32 protein-coding genes and 1 pseudogene are annotated in these 24778 nt (G+C 37.1%); 14 read left to right on the top strand and 19 right to left on the bottom strand.

Annotated features, from left to right (window positions below; translation table 11 throughout):
- The first annotated feature begins 153 nt into the window (after positions 1 to 153).
- Positions 154 to 381 carry an acyl carrier protein gene (gene acpP / locus JOC76_RS01645; protein ID WP_205175557.1) on the top strand — a complete coding sequence of 76 codons (228 nt, stop codon included), beginning with the start codon at positions 154 to 156 and terminating at the stop codon, positions 379 to 381.
- A gap of 221 nt (positions 382 to 602) precedes the next feature.
- Here the strand turns inward: acpP and JOC76_RS01640 are convergent, their stop codons facing one another.
- The 3 genes from JOC76_RS01640 to JOC76_RS30370 form a co-directional block, all read right to left on the bottom strand.
- Positions 603 to 755 (bottom strand): hypothetical protein, encoded by a 153-nt coding sequence (locus JOC76_RS01640; RefSeq protein ID WP_205175555.1) that lies wholly within the window; start codon positions 753 to 755, stop codon positions 603 to 605.
- A gap of 225 nt (positions 756 to 980) precedes the next feature.
- Positions 981 to 1124 (bottom strand): hypothetical protein, encoded by a 144-nt coding sequence (locus JOC76_RS01635; protein ID WP_205175553.1) that lies wholly within the window; start codon positions 1122 to 1124, stop codon positions 981 to 983.
- Positions 1125 to 1395: 271 nt separating this feature from the next.
- A complete protein-coding gene (locus JOC76_RS30370; protein WP_275591314.1) occupies positions 1396 to 1527 on the bottom strand; it encodes a hypothetical protein in 132 nt (43 codons plus the stop codon).
- A 422-nt stretch (positions 1528 to 1949) separates the two neighbouring features.
- On the opposite strand from JOC76_RS30370, the gene spo0A reads away from it, so the two are divergent.
- Entirely contained in the window at positions 1950 to 2717 is a 768-nt protein-coding gene (spo0A, locus tag JOC76_RS01630; RefSeq protein WP_239557471.1) for a sporulation transcription factor Spo0A, read from the top strand.
- 155 nt (positions 2718 to 2872) lie between these two features.
- Complete coding sequence (locus JOC76_RS01625) at positions 2873 to 3499, top strand: metal-dependent hydrolase (protein WP_205175549.1); 627 nt, start codon at positions 2873 to 2875, stop codon at positions 3497 to 3499.
- A gap of 120 nt (positions 3500 to 3619) precedes the next feature.
- Here the strand turns inward: JOC76_RS01625 and JOC76_RS01620 are convergent, their stop codons facing one another.
- A complete protein-coding gene (locus tag JOC76_RS01620; RefSeq protein WP_205175547.1) occupies positions 3620 to 4174 on the bottom strand; it encodes a hypothetical protein in 555 nt (184 codons plus the stop codon).
- Between the two features lie 149 nt (positions 4175 to 4323).
- On the opposite strand from JOC76_RS01620, the gene JOC76_RS01615 reads away from it, so the two are divergent.
- The 5 genes from JOC76_RS01615 (at position 4324) to JOC76_RS01595 (ending at position 6713) form a co-directional block, all read left to right on the top strand.
- Entirely contained in the window at positions 4324 to 4983 is a 660-nt protein-coding gene (locus tag JOC76_RS01615; RefSeq protein WP_205175545.1) for a DUF429 domain-containing protein, read from the top strand.
- A gap of 192 nt (positions 4984 to 5175) precedes the next feature.
- Positions 5176 to 5571 carry a transcriptional regulator SpxA gene (gene spxA, locus JOC76_RS01610; RefSeq protein ID WP_205175543.1) on the top strand — a complete coding sequence of 132 codons (396 nt, stop codon included), beginning with the start codon at positions 5176 to 5178 and terminating at the stop codon, positions 5569 to 5571.
- Between the two features lie 17 nt (positions 5572 to 5588).
- Positions 5589 to 5723, top strand: coding sequence for a BA3454 family stress response protein (locus tag JOC76_RS01605; RefSeq protein WP_205175541.1), 135 nt, complete (start codon positions 5589 to 5591; stop codon positions 5721 to 5723).
- A 159-nt stretch (positions 5724 to 5882) separates the two neighbouring features.
- Complete coding sequence (locus JOC76_RS01600; protein WP_205175539.1) at positions 5883 to 6296, top strand: RrF2 family transcriptional regulator; 414 nt, start codon at positions 5883 to 5885, stop codon at positions 6294 to 6296.
- A gap of 105 nt (positions 6297 to 6401) precedes the next feature.
- The gene (locus tag JOC76_RS01595) at positions 6402 to 6713 is read left to right on the top strand and encodes an IDEAL domain-containing protein (protein WP_205175537.1); all 312 of its coding nucleotides are present in this window, start codon (positions 6402 to 6404) and stop codon (positions 6711 to 6713) included.
- Between the two features lie 67 nt (positions 6714 to 6780).
- Here the strand turns inward: JOC76_RS01595 and JOC76_RS01590 are convergent, their stop codons facing one another.
- The 5 genes from JOC76_RS01590 to JOC76_RS01570 all read right to left on the bottom strand — a co-directional run bounded on the left by JOC76_RS01590 (position 6781) and on the right by JOC76_RS01570 (position 12181).
- On the bottom strand, positions 6781 to 7983 hold the full coding sequence (locus tag JOC76_RS01590; RefSeq protein WP_205175535.1) for a CynX/NimT family MFS transporter: 1203 nt from the start codon (positions 7981 to 7983) through the stop codon (positions 6781 to 6783).
- A gap of 87 nt (positions 7984 to 8070) precedes the next feature.
- Positions 8071 to 8643: a 5' nucleotidase, NT5C type gene (locus JOC76_RS01585; protein ID WP_205175533.1), complete on the bottom strand. Its 573-nt coding sequence runs from the start codon at positions 8641 to 8643 to the stop codon at positions 8071 to 8073.
- Between the two features lie 520 nt (positions 8644 to 9163).
- Complete coding sequence (gene ribD, locus JOC76_RS01580) at positions 9164 to 10252, bottom strand: bifunctional diaminohydroxyphosphoribosylaminopyrimidine deaminase/5-amino-6-(5-phosphoribosylamino)uracil reductase RibD (protein WP_205175531.1); 1089 nt, start codon at positions 10250 to 10252, stop codon at positions 9164 to 9166.
- Between the two features lie 65 nt (positions 10253 to 10317).
- Positions 10318 to 11049, bottom strand: coding sequence for a GTP cyclohydrolase II (locus JOC76_RS01575; protein WP_205175529.1), 732 nt, complete (start codon positions 11047 to 11049; stop codon positions 10318 to 10320).
- Positions 11050 to 11083: 34 nt separating this feature from the next.
- On the bottom strand, positions 11084 to 12181 hold the full coding sequence (locus JOC76_RS01570) for an FAD-dependent monooxygenase (protein WP_205175527.1): 1098 nt from the start codon (positions 12179 to 12181) through the stop codon (positions 11084 to 11086).
- A gap of 214 nt (positions 12182 to 12395) precedes the next feature.
- Here JOC76_RS01570 and JOC76_RS01565 point away from each other — a divergent pair, with 214 nt between their 5' ends.
- Positions 12396 to 12716: a winged helix-turn-helix transcriptional regulator gene (locus JOC76_RS01565; RefSeq protein ID WP_205175525.1), complete on the top strand. Its 321-nt coding sequence runs from the start codon at positions 12396 to 12398 to the stop codon at positions 12714 to 12716.
- Between the two features lie 244 nt (positions 12717 to 12960).
- Here JOC76_RS01565 and JOC76_RS01560 read toward each other — a convergent pair whose 3' ends face one another.
- On the bottom strand, positions 12961 to 13929 hold the full coding sequence (locus JOC76_RS01560) for an NAD(P)-dependent alcohol dehydrogenase (RefSeq protein ID WP_205175524.1): 969 nt from the start codon (positions 13927 to 13929) through the stop codon (positions 12961 to 12963).
- Between the two features lie 236 nt (positions 13930 to 14165).
- Here JOC76_RS01560 and JOC76_RS01555 point away from each other — a divergent pair, with 236 nt between their 5' ends.
- The gene (locus JOC76_RS01555; RefSeq protein WP_205175523.1) at positions 14166 to 14603 is read left to right on the top strand and encodes an SRPBCC family protein; all 438 of its coding nucleotides are present in this window, start codon (positions 14166 to 14168) and stop codon (positions 14601 to 14603) included.
- Positions 14604 to 14669: 66 nt separating this feature from the next.
- Here the strand turns inward: JOC76_RS01555 and JOC76_RS30365 are convergent, their stop codons facing one another.
- Together JOC76_RS30365 and JOC76_RS01550 are read right to left on the bottom strand one after the other, a co-directional pair.
- Entirely contained in the window at positions 14670 to 14804 is a 135-nt protein-coding gene (locus JOC76_RS30365; RefSeq protein WP_275591313.1) for a hypothetical protein, read from the bottom strand.
- Positions 14805 to 15031: 227 nt separating this feature from the next.
- Positions 15032 to 15799 carry a class I SAM-dependent methyltransferase gene (locus JOC76_RS01550; RefSeq protein WP_205175522.1) on the bottom strand — a complete coding sequence of 256 codons (768 nt, stop codon included), beginning with the start codon at positions 15797 to 15799 and terminating at the stop codon, positions 15032 to 15034.
- A gap of 142 nt (positions 15800 to 15941) precedes the next feature.
- Between JOC76_RS01550 and JOC76_RS01545 the strand changes: the two genes are divergently transcribed.
- Positions 15942 to 16802 (top strand): LysR family transcriptional regulator, encoded by an 861-nt coding sequence (locus tag JOC76_RS01545; RefSeq protein WP_205175521.1) that lies wholly within the window; start codon positions 15942 to 15944, stop codon positions 16800 to 16802.
- 43 nt (positions 16803 to 16845) lie between these two features.
- Here the strand turns inward: JOC76_RS01545 and JOC76_RS01540 are convergent, their stop codons facing one another.
- Positions 16846 to 17430, bottom strand: a complete 585-nt coding sequence (locus JOC76_RS01540; RefSeq protein ID WP_205175520.1) for a M15 family metallopeptidase — start codon at positions 17428 to 17430, stop codon at positions 16846 to 16848.
- Positions 17431 to 17781: 351 nt separating this feature from the next.
- Here JOC76_RS01540 and JOC76_RS01535 point away from each other — a divergent pair, with 351 nt between their 5' ends.
- The gene (locus tag JOC76_RS01535; RefSeq protein WP_205175519.1) at positions 17782 to 19014 is read left to right on the top strand and encodes an MFS transporter; all 1233 of its coding nucleotides are present in this window, start codon (positions 17782 to 17784) and stop codon (positions 19012 to 19014) included.
- Positions 19015 to 19145: 131 nt separating this feature from the next.
- Entirely contained in the window at positions 19146 to 19793 is a 648-nt protein-coding gene (locus tag JOC76_RS01530) for a pentapeptide repeat-containing protein (RefSeq protein ID WP_205175517.1), read from the top strand.
- A gap of 670 nt (positions 19794 to 20463) precedes the next feature.
- On the opposite strand, the gene JOC76_RS01525 is transcribed toward JOC76_RS01530, so the two are convergent.
- Positions 20464 to 20628, bottom strand: a complete 165-nt coding sequence (locus JOC76_RS01525; RefSeq protein WP_205175515.1) for a hypothetical protein — start codon at positions 20626 to 20628, stop codon at positions 20464 to 20466.
- 405 nt (positions 20629 to 21033) lie between these two features.
- Between JOC76_RS01525 and JOC76_RS29750 the strand changes: the two are divergent.
- Positions 21034 to 21177, top strand: a pseudogene (locus JOC76_RS29750) (hypothetical protein); the annotation flags it as partial.
- Here the strand turns inward: JOC76_RS29750 and JOC76_RS01520 are convergent.
- The 5 genes from JOC76_RS01520 to JOC76_RS01500 all read right to left on the bottom strand — a co-directional run bounded on the left by JOC76_RS01520 (position 21167) and on the right by JOC76_RS01500 (position 24700).
- Entirely contained in the window at positions 21167 to 21685 is a 519-nt protein-coding gene (locus JOC76_RS01520; protein WP_205175513.1) for a DoxX family membrane protein, read from the bottom strand. The pseudogene JOC76_RS29750 and the gene JOC76_RS01520 sit on opposite strands and share 11 nt — an antisense overlap.
- A 218-nt stretch (positions 21686 to 21903) precedes the next feature.
- Positions 21904 to 22092 (bottom strand): hypothetical protein, encoded by a 189-nt coding sequence (locus JOC76_RS01515; RefSeq protein WP_372441887.1) that lies wholly within the window; start codon positions 22090 to 22092, stop codon positions 21904 to 21906.
- 227 nt (positions 22093 to 22319) lie between these two features.
- The gene (locus tag JOC76_RS01510; protein ID WP_205175511.1) at positions 22320 to 23198 is read right to left on the bottom strand and encodes a DMT family transporter; all 879 of its coding nucleotides are present in this window, start codon (positions 23196 to 23198) and stop codon (positions 22320 to 22322) included.
- Positions 23199 to 23311: 113 nt separating this feature from the next.
- Positions 23312 to 24010, bottom strand: coding sequence for a DUF421 domain-containing protein (locus JOC76_RS01505; protein ID WP_205175509.1), 699 nt, complete (start codon positions 24008 to 24010; stop codon positions 23312 to 23314).
- Positions 24011 to 24130: 120 nt separating this feature from the next.
- A complete protein-coding gene (locus JOC76_RS01500) occupies positions 24131 to 24700 on the bottom strand; it encodes an HAD-IA family hydrolase (protein WP_205175507.1) in 570 nt (189 codons plus the stop codon).
- Positions 24701 to 24778 lie beyond the last annotated feature (78 nt).

The raw sequence follows: 24778 nt of genomic DNA, 5'->3' as shown, positions 1-24778 counted from the left end.
AATGAGAGAGCTTGTATAAAGTATAATTAGACGATAGTGTAGAATAAACCTCTATTTTATAAATTTTCGTTCGAACTGGTAATACTTGCATGTTTTACCTTTTGAATTAGGTTGCTATAATGATGGTTATGATATAGCTAGGAGGATGCCCCAATGACTACATATGAAAAATTAAAGCCTTTAATTGCAGACAGACTTGGTGTCAAAATGGAGAATATCAGACCAGATGCTTCATTCAAAGAGGATTTCGATGCTGATTCGTTAGATATGGTGAACCTGACAATGGAAATTGAAGATGAATTCGCAATCGAAATTAGTGATAAAGTGGCAGCGACTCTTCAAACAGTCGGTGATGTTGTAAACTATATTGAAAAACGATAACAAATAGGGAAGGCGGATAGCCCTCGCAGCAGAGGGCTATCCGCCTTCCCTATTTTACAGATATACTCTTAATCGCTTATTTGTTTAAAAAAAAGGGCATCGTGTTGACGCTATAACTTAACGACCATAACTCAACAGGATTTAGCTCATATTGATTGTTTAACGACTGTCCTAGTTATTTTGAAATCTCGCTTGGAAAATGCCGCTTCTTTTTGCGGTTGTCACTTTTGTTTAGCCTTTAATCGTTTTAATTTTCTTTTATGGGTTCTTACGGCTGTTTCCTTATCTTTTAAACTTGAGGTAACCACTCCATTGCTTTCTACTATCACCAAATTATTAATACCGCCTTCATAGTTTCTATAGGAAATATACATTAATATCATCCTTCCTTTATGAATACTATTTTACTTGCCTTATTTTTGGGGTTATTTCATCGGATTCTTTGCATAATTCTAGTCTTTAATTTTTGAGTTTAGATTAAAAAACAGTAAAGTTTTCTTTAAATAAAAAAGGCCCTACTCCTGTTGGAGATAGAGCCTTATAGAATCTTCACTAAACAAGATGGCAAAAGCCGTATCGTTCATTTATCATTTTGATCCCTATTGACCAGAACTTCCATCTCCACTTTGAGAACTATCGTCTGTTTGCGAACCATCATCGGTTTGCTGGGTGTTTGAATCATCCGTTTTTGAACTAGTACTCGAGCATGCAGTAACGGCTCCAAGTAACAACAATGCTGACATCAAAGTAAATAACCATTTTTTGAAAGTTTTCATTTTTATTCCTCCTTGAATGCTTGCATTTTGTAGTACAGTCCTATAATACAAGCTTTCAAGTAAAAAAGAATATGATTTTCCAATTCTTAACATAAGTTTACCGTTTCATAAATCGTTTGAAATATTTATTGTTGAAGATTTACAGTGTATTAACTCAATTTATAAGTGAGTGGGCTTCTCTAACACAATACTAAACCCCTTCTCGCTCGAGAAGGGGTTGTATTATATAAGGTTAATATTATGCATCCAAATTGTTAGAGTCGTTAGAAAAGAAATCAAAAAAAGCATGCACAATTTCAAATGATTGATAGGTCAGTAATGATAAGGCTGTTACACTAAATAATACAATGGGAATGAGCCGAATCCACATTTATTTCCCCTCCCTTATATTTCGAGTTACTAAATATTAGAACGCTAATTATCATAAAGGAAACTCATTTAAAAGTAAAAGGCTTTGCATTCAGATTGTATATTTTCTTTTAGCCAATTGTGGATAACAATGGAATGCAAGCGATTCAATTATAAAGAAAGTATTTTCAGCAATCCTAGATGAAATAGGAAACACAAAAGCGCTGAAACATACCAGACTTTAATGAATTCATGTTACATATTAACTAGTAAGAAAGTTCCTTTCTATTTACAGTATTTCTTACATATCGACACCAAACATCAATTTATTATTAATATATGTTCAAAAGTAAAAATCCTGTTGGAATATTTTCCTTGTTTTTATATATGAAATTGTCAAAAATAATGAATGTCGAAGAATATTTATTTGGGGGAACAAGAGAGATGATAAATGTAGCAGTAATTGATGATAATGTTCAACTAACTGAGTTAATTAAAGAACACCTATCCACTTTGGATGACATGGAGATCGTCGGAACTGCCCATAATGGATTTGAAGGAATAAAGTTAGTGAAAAACGAACATCCCGATGTGGTCATATTAGATTTAATCATGCCCCATTCGGATGGACTTTCTTTAATGGAGCAAATTAACCTAGATAAAATAGATACAAAGGTGTTAATGTTAACTGCAATGGGGAGAGAGGATATTATTCAAAAGGCTAATAGTTTAGGCGCATCCTATTTTTTATTGAAGCCATTTGAACTGGATCAGTTATCAGATGCGATAAGAACTATTTATCCTCAACATGGTTATTTTAAAAAAGACCAATCAATGGAACAGAAGCAATCGAAATTAGATAATAATTTAGAAATAAAGATTTCTAACATTCTGCGTTCAATGGGAATTCCAGCGAATTTAAAAGGGTATCTATTTTTGAGAGAAGCGATTCAAATCGTTTTTCAAAATCTCGAGTTAATAAATGGTGTAACAAAAGTAATTTATCCTTCCATTGCAAGCAAATTCCATACAACCCCAAGTCGCGTGGAAAGAGCCATAAGACATTCAATAGAAGTCGGGTGGAATAGAGGGAATCTTGAGCAATTAAATTTTGTTTTCGGCAACACGGTCAGCCCATTAAAAGGAAGACCAACTAATGCTGAATTTATAGCACTCATTGCAGACCATTTGAGGTTACAAAAAGTGTGTTAAAGTAATTAATTGAAATCGAATAAGTTGGGATATGCGCCATTCATTCAAATTTCTAATCTAAGGTCTATTAAAAATGACTAAACAGAACAGATGTTTTGGTATACAATAGTTAATGTCTGTTTTGTTTTACTACATTTTTTTAAGGTGGAATTACATTGAATGGTACATCACATGCAGTAATTGGGTCGGCAACAGGATTTATTATTGCTAATTCATTTCAAACCTCTCCGTCCGTGACCCTCTTGTTTATCGGATTAGGAGGAGTCTCGGGATTAATGCCTGATTTAGATATTGACGGGAAGCTTCGCGGAAAAATTACTTTGTCCCATAAGGTGATTCGGCTATCTGCTCTGATAATTGGATTGATGCTGATTTTATATAGTTTTATGGAGAAAGCAGTAGAAGAGAGATGGCTGGGAGTCGGAATCGGATTTTTGATTGTAGTGGTTTCATCCTTAATTAAGCAAAAACATATGTTAACCATTACTGGAATTGCGGTCATAGTGGGAGGTTTCTCTTTAGGGGAACTATGGTTAATTCTACTAGGAATCTATATTGTAATTGCTTCTTTTACGTCTCACCGCAGCTATACCCATTCAATCTTAGGTATTGTTTTCTTTGGAATTATTGCTTCTAATTTAGAGGCTTCACTTGAAATCCAGGGTGTTTCTTATACATGTATTGGAGGTTACATCAGTCACCTCATAGCGGATTTAAAAATACTGCCCTTTAATAAACGGGGGATTAAGCTGTTTTTACCACTGTCATCTAAGGAAATCTAACGCTGAGTACATAAATGATTAGTTTATCTTACATTTGAAATTCTTCATCTTTTTGAAAAGAAATGACGTGTGCCAATGCACACGTCATTTCTTATGCTATTTATTAAGAATCCTATTAATCTATGATTTGACCTTTATTCCGGCAACTATCAAGCCAGTCCCTGTAAAAACGGCCCCCATGACCTCAATGATTGTTTGATAATCACCTGCTACACTGGCTGCTGCAAACACAATCGTCCCAATGAGCAGTAAATAGCCTGAAAAAGTGGGTAGTACTTTTACGCGAATAATCGAAACTGCTAAAAGAATCATTCCAATTACAAACAAAAGAGGGCCGAACGTATGGATGGGTTCATTAACGGCTGTGGTGAAGACGAAGCTTGCTTTTTCAGTTGAGGCCTCAGCCATTTCAACATAAACAATGGCTGTGACGATGATATTGCCAATGTTTCCAAGTAACATAGCTAAAAATCCAATCACTCCACTGGTTTCCCCTTGATAAATATATAAACAAAAAAATACGAAGATAAGAATCAAATGTGCCAGGAATGTAAGAAGACTCCCAGAAGTTGAGCCAAAGTGGCCCGCCAAAAGATTCAGTGTATGGGCAATAATGAGAAGAATTCCTGCAAGAATTGATGTGATTTTTCCGAGAAGTGCAATTGATTGATTCATTTTAAATCACTCCTTTAAAATGAAGAAAATAACAATCCCTTCTTTATCCATTTACGGTTAAAATATAAAATGAATCTATGAAAAGTAAATAAAATTTTTCCAGAAGATAAGAGCTTTTGGAATAGATCTATAGAAATGGGTGATTAGATATGAGAATCATGGGCATTGATTTATCAGGTCCAAATAATCATAGAGATACAGTACTTACTGTATTTGAAAAACAAGAAAATCAATTGAAGTTTGTTAAATGGAAAAATAATATAAGCGATCAGGATATTTTAAATGAAGTAACAGAACAAGCTCATTTAGGAGAAGTCGTGGTCGGCATGGATGCCCCTTTATCTTATGAAGATGGAGGAGGGGACCGGCAAGGTGATAGGGAGCTGAGAAAGTTTATTGTTGGATTAGGGATGAAGCCGGGATCGATTATGCCCCCAACTCTAAATAAAATGGTCTATTTAACACTAAGAGGAATAAAGCTAACCAGAGAAATCGAGAATCTAAATGTTCCTTATCCTGTATCCATCGTTGAAGTTCATCCAGGGGCTGTTATTGGATCTAGACTCTCTAAAAGTGATTTTGCCAATGTATTAACCTACAAACAAGATTTGTCTGTACGAAGGTTTATTTGGAACTGGCTTGGTCACCAAAATTTAATGGAACTTCCTGATATGTGCGAGGAGCCAAGTCATTGGATCGATGCCTGTGCAGCTGCATTGGGTGCATGGCATTGGAAAGGCCCACATTACAAACCAAACTGGGTATTTCCTGCAAAGCCACCGCTCCATCCTTATGATTATTGCTGTTAAGTCCAAAAAGAAAAAAACAGTTGACTTTACTAACTGTAAATATTATTATTACAGTACAACATAAATAATACGTAGTATTTGCAGAATTAAATATAGTAATAAAAAAGTGTTTTTGTCGTTGAACTGTAAGTTTTTTTATTACATTTTAAATGATTTGAATTTCCATTTCAATCTTAAGGAGTGTGTTAAATTATGGTGACTCTTTATACAACCCCAAGCTGTGGCTCTTGCCGAAAAGCGAAAGCATGGTTTGAAGAACATCAAATTGCCTATATTGAAAGAAATATATTAGCCAACCCGCTTACCGTCGATGAAATAAAATCAATTCTTCGATTAACAGAAGAAGGGACAAGTGAAATTATTTCAACGAATTCGAAGACATTTCAGGAATTAAATATTAATATTGAATCTCTTCCGCTCAATGAATTCTATCAATTAATCAAGGAACACCCAAAAATGTTGCGCCGCCCAATTATCTTGGACGAAAAAAGATTACAGGTTGGATATAATGACGAGGAAATCCGCAGTTTTTTACCTCGTAAGCTTCGCACATTTTTGAACTCTGAAATGCAAAAAATGGCCAATTGAACAAGGAGGTAAAACAGATGATTGAAGTTTTCGTTACCGTTAATTATAAAGATCGTAAGTATCATACCAATGTCATCGTGGAAAAAGAAATGACTTGGGATTACATTAAGAGGATAGCTGAAGAACAAGTAAAAAAACAATGGAATAGCTAATAGAACGAATATGACTGTGCACGAGAGCACTGGTGTTTAATTACTTGACTTGTTAATCTGTAACGTTTAGTATTACAGTGCGTTAAAAAACATGATTAATGATGCTAATAATAGATGAAATAGTGATTAGCAGTTTAAAAATTTTAAGGAGGGCAGGCCATGAATAGTGATTTTACACTAGCCATTCATAGTTTAACTTTTCTTGCGCTGCAGCCCGACCGGATGTCAACCAGTGATGCCATTTCAGCGAGCGCCTGTGTACACCCTGTGCGGATTCGTAAAGTGCTAAGTTTGTTAAAAAAGCATGGATTTATCAAATCTAAAGAAGGAACAGGCGGAGGATTTATTTTTGCACTGGAGCTAGATGAAGTAAATCTCAAGGATATTTATAAAATAACCTCTGAAGGTGCACTGCAGCCTAAGTGTCCTGATTCAAATCAGCGATGTATTGTAGGTGCCAATATGCAAAGAGTCTTATTTTCGGTTTTCTTAGGTGCGGAAGAACATTTGTGTGAATATTTAAAGGACTATACACTAAAAGAAGTAATCGATCTTATTAATCAAGAGGAATAGCGATATTTGGTCGCACATTTCTTTTTAATCAAATTGTAATAAAAAAAATTACAGTTTGATTCGATATGAATTTCTGATGACTATATAGTTAAGAAGGTGAACAGAATGTTATTAAAAACAGGTGATTGGGTTAAGGGAACATTACGGGACGGGGAATTAATCATAGGTTATATTGACTCGCTGGATGTTTACGAAGTGGTGAAAGTAACGGTCGTTACCAGTGACAATCACGAGATTATTGGAAAAACAGTACCCATTTTAAGTGGAAGTGTTAAGAAACTTCCTAAATCTAAAGTAAACAACAAGGCCCAAATTCAATTTCTAATTGACTTGGCTTTAGCTACAGGGGATGAAGAATGGTTTATTGATCTTTCTTCTAAGTTAAACACCATGAATGAGCTTGTAAGTCAATTATAAATCAAGTCTTTAAAAACCAAATGCTTAATTACATTTAAAAAGCCAGCAGTGATGCTCACTGTTGGCTCTATACATATCGATTTTGGCCTGATAACATCCCAAATACTGTCATGATTGTCGAGATCATGGTTAGAGCAACCAGTGGAATGGTCCACAAATGGGTCAAATCAAACAAATACCCAATCAACATAGGACCAATGGCGGCTAGGATATATCCTGTTGATTGTGTCATACCAGATAACTCTGCAGCACGGTGGGCGCTCTTGGAACGAAGTCCGATGTAGCTTAGTGCCAGTGGGAAATTGCCGCCTAATGCTAAGCCGATAAAAATAATGCTAATGATTAGGATGGGATAAGAAGAACCAAACAATAATCCAGCATACCCGATAATAGATAACAACCCTAAAATAAATGCAATCCATACCTGAGAACGGAAACGTCCTGCGATTACAGGAATAAAGAAACTTGCAGGCAATCCAACTAGCTGGGAAATGGACAACATCCAGCCAGCTGTGCTCATACTCAGCCCATGACTTTGTAAGATTTCTGGTAACCAAGATACAGTTACATAAAACAAGAAGGACTGAAAACCCATAAATATGGCAATTTGCCAGGCTAAAGGTGAACGCCACATTTCCGCAGAACTAACAGCCGGCTTTTTGATACCAGCATGACTTTCTTGATTAAACTTGAGAAGATAGCTCCATAACAATATTGCGATTATAACGGGTGTTCCCCACACGAGGAGTGCTCCCTGCCAGCCAAGGTTTAAATCTGTGGCTAAAGGAACACTTAATCCAGATGCTAATGATGCAACTAATCCCATTGAAGTAGAATAGACACTTGTCATTAGGCCAAACTTCTCGGGGAATTTATCCTTTACGACAGCTGGCAAAAGGACATTTCCAATTGCAATGCCTGCTCCAATAAAAAGTGTCCCAGTGAAAAGGAAGAACGTGATTGGGATGGACCGAATTCCTATACCGATTAAAAGTGAGATCAAACCCACTAGTAATGTCCGCTCATTCGTTATCCGATTCGCTATTTTTGGAACAATAGGGGACATGGCAGCGAAAACAAGTAGTGGAAAGCTCATTAATAAACCCGCGCTCCAATGGGCAAGTCCAACATCATCTTGGATCATGCCAACTAAGGGGCCTACGGAAGTAATAGCCGGACGCAGATTAAAAGCTACTAGAACAATTCCAGTAATTAAAAATACGATATAAAATGATTTGGTTCGTGCATTTGATTCATGTTGTAACTCCACAGGTGTAACTCCTCTCTTAAAAACAAACCTTTAATAGTATATCATAATGGGTTTGTGATGGAGCAAATGGGGAAACGATGGCTGGTTTTAGTCTGCTAAGAGTTTAATAAATTCTTGATAATCCGGCCAATTGACAATCCGTGGCATTGTTTCATGCCGGTTATAGGATTGATCTTTCAGATACACTTTCACAGCTTCTTCTGAAAGGGTATTTAAAATCTCAGGCTTGTCGTCAAAGTAAAAATCTAAGTGTAATTTTTTAATAATATTCACCTTTTCATGGTCCTTCATTCCCCAGAAGAAACGCTCATCATGAACAGGAAATTCGTGATCGATTAACCATTTTTTTGTCGGCTCGCCATGCTCCTGGTATCGAGCGGTTATATAAAAGATTTCATGTCCTTGTCTGTCAAGCTCCTGAAGTAGTTCCACTGCACCAGGAAAGGCTGGACAATCAGTGTAGTAAATTTCCTCTAGGGTATTTTTCCACATCTGTGATCCTTCTTCCGCCGTCATTCCAAATAGCTCATGAATCTCCACTTTGTTTAAGGCGTTGAAAACCTCAAGGCCGATTTCTTGCCCTAATTTTTTGTTATAAATGTGAAAGGCATGCTCTCTTAAATTGATTAATGTATCATCAATGTCGAAACCAAATCTCATCTAAATCCTTCTTTCTTTTTTTTTAGTTCATTTACCAAGAGGATACTCTTTTTTGGGTTTCGGTAAATGAAATGGACTGTCATTACCCATAGGAGAGTCCCAAAATCGATTTGGGTAAATGAAAAGGTCTTTCATTGCCCGTAAGAGTGTCCTATCTCCGATACGGGTAAAAGAACAGTCAGTTCATAGCCCCAAAGAGTCCAATTGATCCCTTTTCGGTAAATGAATTTCTCGCCTGATAAAAAAAAGGATGGTGCCTGACACCGTCCATTTTCTTAATTATAAGAAAGTATAAATTTCTACTTCGAGAATTGTCTAGCTCCAGCGCCTAGCCTCTCGTGGTCTTAAGTCACTCCCAAAATGAAGGCAAAAAGCGCCTTCCTTTTGGGAGCGTCTTAAGCTTGGCTACAGAAAACTATCGTTTTCTGTTCGCATTAAGGGAGACTAATCTCTGGCTTCGCTTTTCTTGCCATCGATAAATCTCCCTATATCGGGGCTGACCAAGGCGCTTGCGCTTTTCTTAGTAAATAGGATATCCAATAAATTTAAAGTCTTTCCCGATTGGCGTAACAGTTAGATTTTCTAACTCAACGGCATCGCCCATCTCAGCCATTCCCGTTCCTTCTAAGAAGGTGGGGGCTTCCTTACCGCCAACTAGCTTCGGAGCCGTATATAAGATTACTTTATCGATTAATTGTTTTTCAAAGAGAGCAGCATTAATTGTCCCGCCAGCTTCAATCAACACGGAGGAAACTAGCTTTTCTCCTAAGATACTCATCACATCTGTTGGATCGACCTGATTTGACCCGCTTGTTACAAAGACTGGGATTCCAAGATCCTCTAAATGCTGACGTTGTTCTTTGTCATAATTTTCACTCGTAAAAACCCACGTTGCGGCCTGCTGATCCGTAACAACCTTCGCATCCAAAGGAATTCTAAGAGAAGAGTCTAAAATTACGCGAATCGGATTCCGGCCATTTGGAATTCTTGACGTCAACTCTGGATTGTCCTCAATCACCGTATTGACCCCAACAAGGATCGCCATATTTTCACTTCTCAGTTGATGGACATCGCGCCGTGCATCTGCTGAGGTAATCCATTTGCTGCTTGCTGTATGGGTAGCAGTTTTTCCATCTAAGGTGGTGGCGGCTTTTAACGTAACAAAGGGTTTTTTCTCAACAATAAATTTATTAAATACTTCATTCATCTGGCGGGATTCTTCCTCACAAATCCCAATTACTACTTCAATTCCAGCATCCTTAAGGATTTTCACACCGTTTCCTGCAACAACTGGATTAGGGTCCAGTGTCGCAATCACGACTTTTTTAATTCCTGCCTCGACAAGTGCGACTGCGCAAGGACCTGTTCTGCCATGGTGGGAACAAGGCTCAAGTGTTACATAAATGGTCGCGCCCTTTGCGTGATCCCCGGCCATTCGAAGTGCATGAATTTCGGCATGTGGTTCGCCGGCTTTCATATGAGCTCCAACCCCTAAGATACGGTTGTCATTAACAATGACAGCCCCAACCAGCGGATTCGGATCCGTCTGACCTTTCATGGCTTGGGCATTTTTCAATGCCAGTTGCATATAAAATTCATCATTCATCATCCAACCATATCCTCCTGCCAAATCAGGATGGGATTAACACCATCCCGTTAATCTTCTTGCCCAAACTACTCCAAGTGTCCTGATTTTTTGACTTTTGTCTTTAAGTATTTCTCATTATACTCGGAAATATCGCCCCATAAAGGAGTTCTGCCAGCAAGGGGGGCACCTGCATTTTTCAAGGCTTTAAGTTTTTTCGGATTGTTTGTAATAAGTGTGACTGGCTTGGATCTTAAAGCTTTCAGCACTTCGATGGCATCATCATAGTTTCTTGTATCATCAGCAAAACCTAAGCCTTCATTCGCTTCAACTGTATCATATCCATTTTCTTGAAGAATATAGGCCATCGCTTTGCTAAATAAGCCAATTCCTCTGCCTTCGTGGTTTGCAAGATAGAACAGTGCACCAGTTCCATGCTCTACGATCATTTTCATCGACTGTTTTAGTTGGAAACCGCAATCACAGCGCTTACTGCCAAAAATATCACCCGTGTGACAGATAGAGTGCATTCTAATTAACGCATCTTCGTTATATTCAAAGTCCCCATAAACAAGGACGCTTGATTGTTGAAATTCTGCTAGTTTTGCAGATGATAATTGATGAATGACTTGTTGGAAATCATCGGTTACATTTTCAGTCTTTAGCCAGCTGTACCATTTAAACTCAATGGTTTCCCCATATAAATTAACCGGCAGTTTAATTGGACCGACTAGATAAATAGCTTCCATATCTTTTCTTATTAATTTGATTTTATCTTCTAATAATGAAAGGACATTCTCCTTTAATTGAACCTGTTCCATCATTCATTTCCCCAATCTCGTTTTATTCTTTTTATTAGGTTAAAGCAGTTACCTTAAAATTGTCTTGATAAGTCTTTTCTTTTACCAACTGCTGCATCTGTAATCTTTCTACGTCAGCACGTCGCTGTTCTATTTTTCTTAATTGAGTGGTACTCACATCATTTATGTCGAGTGCTTCTTCAACCACATCGGCTAACGCATCTGCATCTAGTAGGGCGCAGTTAATCCCAAAGGCACCTGTTGGACTCATGGTATGTGCTGCATCTCCCATTATAACAACTCCGTCCTTTGCCCAGGTAGAAGATTGACTGCTTTGAACTTTTAATAAAATAAAATCATCCCATGAATTGATGTGCCGATGTACAGTTTCAGCTAATTCTGGAAATGCTTTAATCACTTGCTCAATAAACGGAGCAAAGGATTGCTTTTTCAATGCTGGATAGGAATCCTCTTCAATGTTCCAGCCAATTTGAATAAATCCGCCATCCTGAGTAAATAAAGCTAGCTGCTTTCCGTCGACCAGTGCATTTTTTATCGTTGGCTCCCATCCTTGTGGGCTCGGAATTTTTGCCCAAAGAAGGTCATACCCATGTTTAATGGTTGAAAAAGGAATCTCCGAAAGTCTTCGAACCGTTGAAAAACGACCATCAGCACCAACGACAATCTTACTTTTTATAATCAGTTCTTGATCGTCTTTTATGGCTTTCAATCCTGTTACATACCCATGTGTATTAAAGGATAACTTAGTTAGTTTTGTCCCCATCAAAAGCTTGTAATTTTGATATGGTTTAGATTCATTAATCAAAACACTTAGTAGATTTTTCTGAGGGACATGGATACCGACATGCTGTTCTCCATTTGCTGGTGTAATGGCTTTTAATACCTGACCATCATGACAATATTCAACCCGTTCCATTAAAAGTAATCCAGCTTCTTGTACTTTATTATACAAATTATATTTTTTTAAGACACGTTCTCCGTCTTGGTTGAGATGTTCGCCCCGAAATTCTTTGTCTACACTTGAGTGACGTTCGAGAACGATGGTTGAAATACCCTTCTTCGCAAGCAAATATCCTAATAGAGCGCCGCCTGGACCACCACCGACAATACAAACATCTGTTGCAAGATTCATGATTGAGGACCACCTTATTTAATATCGTGTTTATCAGATCTATTGTTAAGAACTTGAGTTTCTTGTATTATGTTTTTATCCTAAAATTAAATAACTTACTTACTTTATGTAACTAATTATATTTTTGAAACTTAGTTGTGTCAAATAAATTTATTATGTATTGTAATTTTGTTGTTATTTGTAATATGATAATTATGAATAGGAGGGGGAAATCATGAATCAGCCGGAAATTTGTCCTCGATTCGAGAAAGCTATGGGATTGCTGAGTCAGCGCTGGACAGGTCTTGTTATTTATCAGCTGCTTACAGGGTCAAAACGCTTTTGTACATTAGAAGCTTCCATGGGGATAAGTGGTAGGGTTCTTTCGGAGCGTCTTAAAGAGCTAGAAAATCAAGGAATTGTTAAACGTGAAGTGTTCCCCGAGACACCAGTTCGGATAGAATATTCCCTAACTGATAAAGGGCTAGCGTTAGAGCCAATTATTAGAGAGATTGAAAAGTGGTCACAAACTTGGCTGCCCTTTGATTCTGATTAATAACAAAATCTTTCGGATGGTGAGAACCATTCGTGTTTTTTTATATACTGGGATGGAAGGTATAGACATTGTCCGATGCAGGGGTAAATCGGACAAATTGATTCGAACAGGGTGAGACGGAAAAAATTAAGTGCTGTCCGAATGCAAGGGTGAATCGGACAGCAGGCTGGAAATAGCCAAGGCGAGTCCGAATACAAATGTAGCACAGACAAACTCCCCCTAATAAAACCAATAAAGCAAAAAATCAAACAGTGATAACAACCTTACCCTGCGCGTGTCCTTCCTCAAAATACCTAAAGGCTTCATGAATTTCGCTCAACTTATAACTTCTATCAATAACTGGCTTTACCTTACCCGTTTCTACCAGTTCTTTTATATAAATCAAATCTTGTTGGTTTGCCCTTTGTAAAAAACTGCCCATTTTTTTCTTCCCCGTCATTGAAATCCACGGTCCCAGTGCCATAGCTTGAAACATTTGCGAACTGGAACCACCGACATGCACAAAAATCCCATTAGAACTTAAAACACGCTTATAGGCTGACATAGCGTGATGACCGTTCACACCAAGAATCAGGTCATAACGGTCTATACTTTCCGTGAAGTTTTCTTTTGAATAATCAATAGTATGGTCTGCTCCAATCGATTCCAAAATATCCAGATTTCTTGTACTGCATACACCGGTTACCTCGGCACCCAATGATTTGGCAATCTGTACGGCAAATGTCCCAACACCGCCAGAGGCGCCATTAATCAATACCTTATGTCCTGGCTGTACTTTGCCTTTATCGCGTAAACTCTGTAGCGCTGTAACGCCGGCCATAGGTACTGCAGCCGCTTCCTCAAAAGACAAATTGGCAGGTTTTATAGCTAATGCATTTTCAGGAACCGATACATATTCGGCAAATCCACCCCAGCCGGAGAGTGATAGATCCCCAAACACCTCATCTCCTTGTTGAAACTGCTTCACATTTTTGCCAACCGCTTCTACTCGACCAGCTATATCGCCCCCTGGGATAGAGTATTTTGGTTTTAAGAGGCCGAAAGCAAAGCGAGCTAAAAACGGTTTTCCTTTTAAAAGAACGAGATTACCATAGTTCATAGAAGCTGCATGAACCTTTACCAATACTTGCTTGTCCTCAAGGATGGGTTTTTCCACTTCCGTCAACTTAAGAACATCAGGCGTTCCATACTTGTTATAAACGATAGCCTTCATTTGGTCCTCCTATTTTTCTAAAAAATTTACACCTTAATTATTAATAACTTATCAGTACACTAAAAAGAACGATAAAAGAACTATTAAATTGAAATTTACTTAAATTTTAAGAAGGGGGGAGGAAAAAATCCAGCGAATTAGTAAGAGAATCGCTAACACAAAAGCAACCAGGTTTAAGAAATAGATTCAAGTACAAAAATTATAAGAGTTAAACTAAAAAAGGGATGATCCAGTCTATGAATAATGTGACAAAGTTTAAAATACAAAAGCCAGCTAATGAAGTATTTGAAGCGTTTGTAGACCCAGCGAAAATCGGGAACTTCTGGTTTTCATCGAGTTCTGAAAGATGGGAAGAAGGTAAAATCATTACAGTCAGATATGAGGAGTACAATGCACAATTGGATATAGAAGTGCTCCAAATCGAGACTAATAAGAAAATCGTGTACCGGTGGGGGGCAAATGGAGAGGGGCATATTGTCACCATTACTCTTAAAGAAGTAGCTCATTCTAGTACCATTATCGAGATAGTTGAAGAAGGGTTTAATGTAGAGGATGAGAATTTCGTCGCTCAGGTGTTAGATAATAAAGAAGGCTGGGTATTTATGCTGAGCTGTTTAAAAGGCTATCTGGAATTCGATGTGTCAAAATTAAGAGGAGGGTTAGTAAAGGATTAAACTTTTAAGAGAACCAAATTTAACAAGCTTCTTCGACTTTTTTCCAAAAAAAAAACGAATCTCTACTTATCTTTGAGAATCGTTTCTAAACAAACTTACCATAAACTCTAATTCCTTTTTGCTGCATGGTTTTAATGAGAATGTGGATGCCGCCATATATTTACCATAAGTATTCATAAAGTTTTCCATTGCCTTTTTCATTTTATTACCACCTTTCAAAATTTATATGTTTATTATCTTACATAAAAGGCTTAATTGACAAAGTTCCAGAAAACGGAAACATTTGCCATGAAAACGGGAATATTTCCAATGTAAGCGTGCATCTTATAGTTTTTCTCAGTTTTTCTTTAAATTTCTATCGTTTTTATTTGTAAAAAAAACATAATCTGGAGAAAAGTAAAGAAGGGCAAACTAAAGCCCTTCTTGCCTTATTCCTTAATCCCAATCACACGTATCCTTTTATAATCTACTATCCACCTATCGTCAATATATAAATCGCTTTTTAAATTGTTCTCCACGCCCTTAATGATGCCATCTTTTTTAGCATCTGGGACACCCTCCAACATACTGCTGCCAAACATTTCAATCCAGTTTCTAATTCCGCTCTCTCCATTAAGTGGGGTAGGCCGATCGAAATGTTGAGCAAAAGTGACTCTAAATCCTGCTTCCTCCATTAGAGTTGAATATTCAGCTATACTCGGAAAAAACCAAGGGAATTGTTCTGTTTTAAAATGGATACCTGCCGCTTCAATTTGTTTAATGATTTCCTTATATAGACCTTCCACATTACCTTTACCGCCAAATTCAGCAACAAATCTACCGCCTTTTTTTAGGCTATGATAAATACTATCTAATGCTTGCTTCGGTTGTTTAATCCAATGAAGCGCAGCATTCGAAAACACGGCATCAAATTCTTCACGAAATTCCAACTCTCTTGCATCATGGACAATGAAGCGGATTTGGGGGTATTTATTTATTGCTTGTTTAATCATTTGTTCTGATTGGTCCACACCTGTCATCTCTGTCCCTAAATCAGATAACTGCTTTGTTAAATCGCCAGTTCCACAGCCAAGATCAAGGATCTTTTGTCCTTTCTGGGGTGCTAATAGTTGAAATAGACTCTCCCCATACATCGATACAAATGAATGTTTAGTATCATATAAAGATGCATTCCAAGTGTCTTTTATTTTCTCCATAGTACAACGCTCCCTTTTATAAGAAATTTTAAAATAAACTAACAATTACTGTTGATTCGATTATAATAAAGGTGTTAAAGAATGGATATTAACAAAAAATGAGGATGTTAATAACAAACTGTTATTAACTTGAGGGAGCACTATGGATATTAAGTGGCTTAGAACTTTTATCATTTCTGCAAAATATGAAAACTTTCGAGAAGCATCGGAGGAACTTTTTCTGACGCAGCCTGCAGTAACCAAACATATTAAAAGGCTCGAGGAAAGTCTTTACATCCAATTATTTGAGAGAATCGGAAAAAAAGTGGTCCTCACACCAGCTGGCCATAAATTTTTATTCTATGCCAGGGAGTTAATTTCGAATTATGAACAGGGGATGCAGGACTTCGAAGCTTGGAAACAGGGTTATAATCGAAAGTTAATCATTGCAGCGGCACCACAGGTTGCATCGTCATTTTTACCTGCTTTATTAAGAAGATTTATGGATGAGAATCCAAATATCGAAGTGCTGATTAATGTCCTAAGCTCGTTTGAGATTGGTAACGTCATAAGCCTAGGAAAGGCGGATTTAGGTCTAACCCGTATTCTGCCTGTTCAGACCAATGTTAAAGCTGAGACGGTTCACAAGGAATCCGTCATCTTAGTTGGACCTAACGAATCTTCGCTGGATGAAAATATTGCCCTACATAAATATAGGTTGATCACCCATAATCATCCCGATTATTGGGATGATTTTTTGAACGAGATTAAGAGACATTATCCCAACGTACAAACGATGAAAGTTAATCAGGTAGAAGTAACGAAACGGTTCATCGAAGAAGGGCTTGGGGTTTCCTATTTACCTCTTACAGTGGTGAAGGAGGAAATTGCTTCGAAGAGACTTGTGGAAATTAAACCAGATAAAATCATCCGTCCTACATCTTCAACTTATCTATTAACAAAAGCAGCTACAGATGAGGTGTTAATTTTTATTGAGTTTTTGAAACGATTTATTCCCTTTTAAAAAACAAGAAAGCACCGCAGTTGCGGTGCTAATCATCCTAGCATTAATTGTCAAGTTCTGCTGTCACAGTTGTACCGGCAGGTCTCTCACCGTTTTGTAAATCAGCGATCGAGAGGCCAAAATTCATTTCTAAATGGGGATAGTCTTTAAATCCGTTCCAATCCCCGCCCCAGTCAAACCCTAGCGCTTTCGCCATTTGAACTACCTCTGCCCAATCTGCTTTACTATTGCCATTTCCATCATATTGCCGATCCCAAATCACATCACCTGAAGAGGTTTGCAAGGCAAAATCAATTGCAAGTCCATAATTATGATAGGATTCTCCGCCTTTGGCATTTGTGACGATATTGCCAGTCGTTGTACGGCCTTGTTGATAAAGTTTGTCTTGGTCTGCCGAACTGCGGAAACCATCTGTTATAACGACGACAATTCCTTTCCTAGCCGCCTGCTGTATTAATTGATCCGTCCGTTCTTTCACAATCGGATTAAGTTCAGTTGGTAATGGAACAGAGCTACTTTTATCTTTTTCTGTAGAAGTCGAGGGTTTAGAGTCCAAATAGAATAGGATAAAGATTAATACTAGAATGATAGTAAATAATACACTACCTATCCGTTTTAGCTTCAACATGCTAACTCCTTTCGAAAAATTATTTTATATGAACAAGTCCTAATTGTTTCAAATATTCATAGAGTCTTAAATATATTATCCATTTCATTATTATAGCTTAAAAAATGGTCAAAAATGAGGATAATAAAGGGGATTTTGCTTGAAAATAATTTGAATTGTGCGGAAAAATGTTGGATTTCCATGGAAATAATTAAAAATTGAGGAAAAAGCATATATTTTAGGAAATGATGTAGGTAATTCTGAGAGGGTACCTTATTTTGTATTTGCTTAAAGAACGGAAGGAATGAATTCAGACGAGAAAAGGAGTATAATGGACGCTAGAAAATTATAGTTATAATTGAATAAAAGGACGTGAATTTTGTTTTGCTTCATTCAGGTGAATCACTTTTTAGAGAACCATCTTTTAGAAACTATTGGATTTCAAGAATATTAGCATCCACTTCATTCCAAATGCTGTCTGTTGCCATCGGATGGCAAATGTACGACTTAACGCATGATCCTTTCAGTTTAGGGTTAGTGGGTCTCGCCCAATTTATTCCGATGGTTTTGCTAACATTTGTTGTTGGTCAGATTGCGGACCAGTTTGACCGTCGAAAAATAGTGTTCATTTGTCTGATGATCGAAAGCTTTATTGCTGCAATGCTTTTATATGGAAATCTAAGCGGATGGTTGGGACGTGAACAAATTTTGGTAGCAGCGGCCATACTTGGGGCTTGCCGTTCATTCGAAGGACCAACCTCGGCAGCACTTTTGCCGCAACTGGTACCAAATAAAATTCTTCAGCAAGCTATTTCCCTAATCACAACCGCTGGACAAACCTCGCAAATTTTAGGACCAATGATAGGAGGTTTGCTTTTTTCATTAGGAGCCTCTTATGTTTACAGTACAGCGACTGTCGCGTTATTGATTGGAGCCATTCTTACCTATCTGGTTCGTCCTGAACATGAATTCGTACGAAAATCGGAGCCAGTTTCATTTCGTTCGATTTTTCTTGGACTAGAATTTATCTATCGCCATCCCGTTATTCTAGGGACAATTTCATTGGATCTTTTCGCGGTGCTGCTTGGTGGAGCGACAGCATTGTTACCTATATATGCACAGGATATTTTGCGTACAGGACCATGGGGGCTGGGATTAATGAGAACCGCACCAGCTGTGGGGGCCTTATTAGTATCGCTAGTGCTGGCTTATTATCCACTTAAAAATAATATTGGACTTAAATTGTTTGGAGCTCTGGCGGTTTTTGGTTTGGCAACGATGTTGTTTGCCATTTCATCAAACTTGATTGTTTCTTTAATTGCGTTGCTACTAATCGGGGGATCAGATGTTATAAGCGTAGTCATTCGCTCTTCCCTCGTACAACTGCAAACGCCTGACGAGATGCGCGGCCGGGTGAATGCCGTGAACTCGCTTTTTATCGGGACTTCCAATCAGCTTGGTGAGTTTGAGTCAGGAACGATGGCCGGTCTTATGGGGACGGTTCCAGCAGCCTTTATTGGCGGAGTTGGGACGATTCTTGTTGCCGGTATTTGGATGTATTTGTTTCCTTCATTAAGAAGAATTCGTTCATTATCGGAGAGTTAATTAGGAAAAAGAGATTGGAGGACCTCCAATCTCTTTTCGTTTGACATAATTATTTCAAAATTAAAAGACTTATTATAGAATGCTGACTTGTGGTATGGTTACTTAAAAATAACTTAATAAAGGGTGTTCTTATGTCTAAAGGCTTTAAAATAGAAGTTCCCAAAATCTCGTCCAACTTAGCGAAGGCAAATTTCGAGGATATTTACTATGAAGAAGACCCTCAGCTTATAAATTGCTTGATTTCAAACGGACAGGTAGATGAGTTCGAGGCAGATAGAGTTATCTTTTTTGGAGTGGTTTTCAAACATGTATCTTTTATCAATGCCAAATTACATCGAATTGATATGACAGATGTTGTTTTTGAAAATTGTGACTTATCTAATGCTTGTTTTACCGAAGGGGTTATCCATCGTGTAACCTTTAAGGACTGCAAATTAATGGGTGTGGATTTTACCGATGCAAATCTGGGAAATGTTACGTTTGACAATTGCTTGGTAAATTTCAGTGAGTTTGTTGATGCTAAATTAAAACAGGTTATTTTTGAGCAGAGTACATTGAAGAGCGCAAACTTTTATGATACTAAACTTAACAAAGTAAAGTTTACTGAATGTGACCTAAATGATGTTCATTTTGAGCAGACGTTGTTGAAAGGCATTGATATTAGTACTTGCCGATTTGAAAAGCTTAATGTTGCGATCGAAAGTCTGGCTGGTTGTGAAGTCTCACCTGAGCAAGCAATCGTGTTCTCTTCCTTGTTGGGGTTAAAGGTTAAGCAATAATACTCGAACTCGATATAAAATATAAATTCCTATACAGGAATAAATGACTACACCAAAGAAGAGCCCCCAGTACTTTATGGTGTCTGACCTAATAGGGTTACTGAATTTCAAAGGTAAAATATTCACCAATATGGTCAAATAATCTGATAAAAACCCAATATAGTGAATAGGAGTCCCAGTAATCCCAGCCATTTTTAAATCTAATAAATCCTGCATAGTCTTTTAGAAAAACTTCGATTGAAAAAATTAATGTAAGTGTAATAAAGAAAAATGGCAAGGTCCTTATATAGGTCTATACCTAATTATAAACAACGCAAAGAAGCTGTAGCTTATGGAAACAACTGGAAGAACAAGTGGAAGAGGGAGGACAAATCGATAAAAGTCCATGAAATAAAACGAGAGGCATAAACATGATGTAACGTCAAACTTATGATTAAAACCATGCCATAACGCAGTGGATTTTTCCTTAGAATTAAATAGCATCCTACAGTATTAAAGATAAGGGCAATGAATAAAATAGTATAGTTTAAAGCTAATTGATTAATTCAAATTTAACTCCTATTTTATTAGGTTTAATATTCATTAGTTTTGTTTATTATTGGGAATTTAAACCTCATTGGTAAAAACAAAAATAAACTAGGGAATTACTAGAAAAAAATAAAGCAACCTTTTATGGTTGCTTTTCGTCTTTACGATGATTTAATTTTGATTCTAGGTTAGTATCGCTTAATGCAGAAGTGATGTTTGCTTTGGTAATGTCAAGGTTTTCGTCTGTAGCAGTATCCCAGATACTATACTTCATTTGATTTCCTCCATCGATGTCTGCTTTTTCCATAGGTTTCATTCACCTCCATTTATAGCTTGCTTAAAGCTGCAGAAAATATTTAAGCAAGCTTAAACAAAAGGTCATATAGAATTGAATGTCATGGTGTCGTCATTTTACAAGTGAAACATATCAAAAGAATTCGAAATGATAGTAGAAAAAATATAGGGATTGAAAAAAGTCAGATAATCCTGCCATCCCTTCTATGTACCGGCTCCGCCTACGCCCAATACCATGGCAGCCACGCATGCTGCCCCCACTAACAAAAAGTTTAAAGCATCAATATTAACAAAGTGTGTCTTAATTGTTATGGGCATATTAATTGTTTATTAAAATAATATGAAAGCATTTAAAATAGGGGTGGGAATCAATTAGGAACATGAATTAAAATATTTTATTAAGAAGTGTGACCAAGCCAGAAGGGCAACATATTTATTTAAGAAAAATCAACAGGGCGAATGGCTATGTGCCATCGACAACTCGTATGGGACTGATTTAATAAATAATAAAAAAGACGATTCGGAATTCCCGAATCGTCTTTTAATCTGTTTTATATTGTAGCTTTAGATTTCTCAACATCAGCATTTTTGTTGCTTAATTTTCTAAAGAAAGGAACAACCCAACGGTCTAAACCAATTCTACCCGCGTTATAGCCAGCAGTTAAGATGATGAAGCCTAAGAAGATGTCTCTAGGGTTGTGAGATACAGTCCCTGCAAGGAAGAAAGTAAAGTTCATCACTAGACCAAAGAATGCTGCTGCAGTAGTTAAGCAGCCTAAGATTAAGCCTAAACCGATTAATGTTTCCCCAACAGGTACGATTATGTTAAACACATCAATATTTGGAAGTGCAAAATGTTTTAAGAAGTCCACATACCAGCTAAATACCACTGCACCATCTGGACCTTTTACTGGATTGGCAATGGCTCCTTTTATGAAGCCAGAAGCATCAAATCCGCCGCTTGTTAATTTACCAATACCAGCTGTGATCCAAGAGTATCCAAGATATAAACGTAATACAGTTAAGATCACTGCAGAAATTTTATTCTCTCTTAAAAATTTGTTAAACATGAATGATTCCACCCTTCTTTTTCTTTGTTTATTTGTTTGTTCTTTATGGTTCTACTATATTCCTTTTTCACTTAAAAAACATGGCAATAGGGAGAAGTTCAAAGTTTGTTCGAAATGTTTTTACAGAATTATGAACTTCCTAAAATCTACTGTTTTGTAAGAAGAATTCCAGAAATAAAAAGACGATCCGGAGCTCCGAATCGTCTTTACCTGTTATGTTAAGCAGTTGCTTTATGTTTTGGATTATCAATTTCTTTTTTAGCCATTTTTCTGAAGAAAGGAACAACCCAACGGTCTAAACCAATTCTACCAGCGTTATAACCAGCAGTTAAGATGATGAAGCCTAAGAAAATGTCTCTAGGGTTGTGAGATACAGTTCCTGCAAGGAAGAAAGTAAAGTTCATCACTAGACCAAAGAATGCAGCTGCAGTTATCCTTTTCTCACTTTAGTAACATGGCTATAGTGATAAGTTCAAAGTTTGTTCGAAATGTTTTTACAATATTTTGAACAACCTTTATACAAAAATAGAAAGGAACTAAACAAACGTTTAATTAAACCTCTAGACACGTTGATAAAAAAGGGATGGTGAAACTAAACAAACGTTTAATGAAATACAAATATAAAAGACTCCCATTAAGGAGTCGTAGTGGGAGTCTTGATTTTTAGCTCTAGTTTTTCACTTAGAAAGGTTGATCCGAGTATCAGAATACCACCAATCATTTGAAATACCGTCATATTTTCACCCAAGAAAATAGCGGCGATAATGACAGCCGATATCGGGTCAATATAACTTAGAACGGCGATAGTGGAGACCTTTAAATCTTGTATCGAAGTAAAATATAAAAAATAAGCAAGCCCTGTATGAACAATACCAAGGATCAGGATAAAGATAACAGAAGTAGAGTTTAGCCCTGAAAAAGTAAGATTTCCCTGCCATCCAATATAAGGCAAGAGAACAATGGCGGCCGCCATTAATTGGACCAATGTAATCTCAAAACCAGATAAGTTTTTAATAAATTTGTTCATTAGGATTACGCTAGCGTATAGTGCCGCTGCTAATAAACCATAGAAAATACCAAGAGTGTGATTTTGCCCCTCACCTCCTGGGTTTACGATTAAGAATAATCCAATCATAGCTGCTATAATGCATCCAATCTTAATGGGTGTTAGTTTTTCTTTTAACACCCAGGGCGCTAGAATCATGACAAAGATAGGTGCAAAGTAATAGGAAATGGTGGCGTTAGAAATCGTTGTATAACGATAGGATTCGAACAAAAAAATCCAATTAAGACCGATTGCCCCTCCAGATAATAAGAGTAAAAGTGCATTTTGCTTTAGTGATTTAAGCGATGGTTTATGCTTTACAAGTATACTCGTACCGAGTAAAAAAAGGCTGCCGATTATCCCTCTTAAAAATGCAATTTCACTTGAAGACATTTCAATATTTTTGACAAAAACTCCAATGCTTCCAAAGATGAGCATGGTCGTGATGAGTCTTATTTTCCCTCTCAAGTCAAACCCCCCTAGTCATATTTTATAGAATCATAAAATACCTATTTTCACAACAGTTTTGTATAAACAATGGGAAGTTAGGAAGTCCTTAATAGAAAATAATAGCAGTCATCTTATTTTGATGGCTGCTGATGATCTTGAAATAAATCAATATATATATTTCCTTTTGTCCCGACGACCGCATAGGCGATTTCGGACACTTGGATATTTCTTTTCCTTAGTTCCGTATTTAGCCATTCTTCGTTGTATGGGGAGTTGGAGAGATTATAGGACAAGACCTTGCCATCCATGATCAATTCTATTGGAATTCGGTATGATGGAGGGTTCATGTTTAAATCCTTCAGGGTAATAGCCTGATATTCTGCTTTTTTCAAAACAGACAGGGACCCATTTACTTCTAAAATCGCCCACTCGACTTCATCGATGTTAAAGACATCTTTTCCCCGTAATGCTTGTTTTAGCAAATCAATTGAAAAACCAATTTTTTGTAATGAGTCTTCAAGAATTTTTCCCTCTTGAATGAGGGTAGTAGGTTTTCCAGCTATCCGTTCACGAAGCCGCCTGCTTTTGACAGCGAGGAGATTTAAGGCGAAAATAACGGAACCCATGATGACGAAGGAAAGGATAAAGTATTGGTATTTTAGTTTATAATTAAACGCTAAGTTTCCTGCAATTGTACCCATCGTAATCGTAGCAATAAATAGATGGTAGGCTTTTTGAAAAATAGTTTGTTTCCCGAGTAAATGGATAAATATCCACAATATAATAAAAGCAGTTATCGTTCTAATAATAATTTCTAAAAATCCCGACATTACTTTTCTCCCAGATGACAATTAGTTTGGGATAGTTTGTACTTTCAGAATGTGAATTATTCTTAGTAGAAAAGGCCCTTCCATAGAGGTATGAAGAACCTTTAATTGGGATTGACCTCTTTATAATTGATTTAATACCTTCGGGATAAAATCTGCATAATTAACAAGGTGGAAATCTGCAGCAATGTTTGGATTTTGAAAAGCCACTGTCTTTATGTTGAGATTACGAGCAGGAATTAAATCTAGATCTCGGTCTCCCACCACCAAATCAATATGGCGAGACTTTAGAATATATTCATAGGAAGCGGTATGCGGCTTCCTAGTAAATCCTTGCTCTTCAACGGAAACGACTTCTTGAAAATATTTTAATAAATCAAATTTCTCAAGCAGCATCAAGGTGGATTCTTTATCGCGATGTGTCACAATAACATTTTGATCGACCGCTGCCAATACCTTCTCAACGTCATCAAAAGGCAGGCTGTTTACAGAGTGCAAATTATATAATCTTTGGTATTCACCACGCAGGTCTTCAGAAATGCCGTAATGCTTAAAGGCAGTTTTGGAATCCTTTTTCAGCCATCTCAATACCTCGGTGCGATCCAAGTCTCTTTGACTTAAACTGACGAAACCCTCCACAAGAGCTGGGTATGTATCAAAAAGGGTGCCATCAAAATCCCAGAGTAAATTCATCCTTAATTCCTCTTTTCTAAAAAGTTTTTCACTTTCCTTATCCTATAAAAAAATCAGACTATATTCAATTATTCCAAA

This window comes from Neobacillus cucumis, from assembly GCF_016908975.1.
In the GTDB taxonomy this organism is placed as follows: domain Bacteria; phylum Bacillota; class Bacilli; order Bacillales; family Cytobacillaceae; genus Neobacillus; species Neobacillus cucumis.
This window is presented reverse-complemented; position numbering and strand designations above follow the sequence as displayed.

Coding starts and splice junctions, on each gene's coding strand:
- acpP (WP_205175557.1), top strand. CDS start 154: ATGACTACATATGAAAAATTAAAGCCTTTAATTGCAGACAGACTTGGT.
- JOC76_RS01640 (WP_205175555.1), bottom strand. CDS start 755: ATGTATATTTCCTATAGAAACTATGAAGGCGGTATTAATAATTTGGTG.
- JOC76_RS01635 (WP_205175553.1), bottom strand. CDS start 1,124: ATGTCAGCATTGTTGTTACTTGGAGCCGTTACTGCATGCTCGAGTACT.
- JOC76_RS30370 (WP_275591314.1), bottom strand. CDS start 1,527: ATGTGGATTCGGCTCATTCCCATTGTATTATTTAGTGTAACAGCCTTA.
- spo0A (WP_239557471.1), top strand. CDS start 1,950: ATGATAAATGTAGCAGTAATTGATGATAATGTTCAACTAACTGAGTTA.
- JOC76_RS01620 (WP_205175547.1), bottom strand. CDS start 4,174: ATGAATCAATCAATTGCACTTCTCGGAAAAATCACATCAATTCTTGCA.
- JOC76_RS01615 (WP_205175545.1), top strand. CDS start 4,324: ATGAGAATCATGGGCATTGATTTATCAGGTCCAAATAATCATAGAGAT.
- spxA (WP_205175543.1), top strand. CDS start 5,176: ATGGTGACTCTTTATACAACCCCAAGCTGTGGCTCTTGCCGAAAAGCG.
- JOC76_RS01605 (WP_205175541.1), top strand. CDS start 5,589: ATGATTGAAGTTTTCGTTACCGTTAATTATAAAGATCGTAAGTATCAT.
- JOC76_RS01600 (WP_205175539.1), top strand. CDS start 5,883: ATGAATAGTGATTTTACACTAGCCATTCATAGTTTAACTTTTCTTGCG.
- JOC76_RS01595 (WP_205175537.1), top strand. CDS start 6,402: ATGTTATTAAAAACAGGTGATTGGGTTAAGGGAACATTACGGGACGGG.
- JOC76_RS01585 (WP_205175533.1), bottom strand. CDS start 8,643: ATGAGATTTGGTTTCGACATTGATGATACATTAATCAATTTAAGAGAG.
- ribD (WP_205175531.1), bottom strand. CDS start 10,252: ATGATGAATGATGAATTTTATATGCAACTGGCATTGAAAAATGCCCAA.
- JOC76_RS01575 (WP_205175529.1), bottom strand. CDS start 11,049: ATGGAACAGGTTCAATTAAAGGAGAATGTCCTTTCATTATTAGAAGAT.
- JOC76_RS01570 (WP_205175527.1), bottom strand. CDS start 12,181: ATGAATCTTGCAACAGATGTTTGTATTGTCGGTGGTGGTCCAGGCGGC.
- JOC76_RS01565 (WP_205175525.1), top strand. CDS start 12,396: ATGAATCAGCCGGAAATTTGTCCTCGATTCGAGAAAGCTATGGGATTG.
- JOC76_RS01560 (WP_205175524.1), bottom strand. CDS start 13,929: ATGAAGGCTATCGTTTATAACAAGTATGGAACGCCTGATGTTCTTAAG.
- JOC76_RS01555 (WP_205175523.1), top strand. CDS start 14,166: ATGAATAATGTGACAAAGTTTAAAATACAAAAGCCAGCTAATGAAGTA.
- JOC76_RS30365 (WP_275591313.1), bottom strand. CDS start 14,804: ATGAAAAAGGCAATGGAAAACTTTATGAATACTTATGGTAAATATATG.
- JOC76_RS01550 (WP_205175522.1), bottom strand. CDS start 15,799: ATGGAGAAAATAAAAGACACTTGGAATGCATCTTTATATGATACTAAA.
- JOC76_RS01545 (WP_205175521.1), top strand. CDS start 15,942: ATGGATATTAAGTGGCTTAGAACTTTTATCATTTCTGCAAAATATGAA.
- JOC76_RS01540 (WP_205175520.1), bottom strand. CDS start 17,430: ATGTTGAAGCTAAAACGGATAGGTAGTGTATTATTTACTATCATTCTA.
- JOC76_RS01530 (WP_205175517.1), top strand. CDS start 19,146: ATGTCTAAAGGCTTTAAAATAGAAGTTCCCAAAATCTCGTCCAACTTA.
- JOC76_RS01525 (WP_205175515.1), bottom strand. CDS start 20,628: ATGGAAAAAGCAGACATCGATGGAGGAAATCAAATGAAGTATAGTATC.
- JOC76_RS01520 (WP_205175513.1), bottom strand. CDS start 21,685: ATGTTTAACAAATTTTTAAGAGAGAATAAAATTTCTGCAGTGATCTTA.
- JOC76_RS01505 (WP_205175509.1), bottom strand. CDS start 24,010: ATGTCGGGATTTTTAGAAATTATTATTAGAACGATAACTGCTTTTATT.
- JOC76_RS01500 (WP_205175507.1), bottom strand. CDS start 24,700: ATGAATTTACTCTGGGATTTTGATGGCACCCTTTTTGATACATACCCA.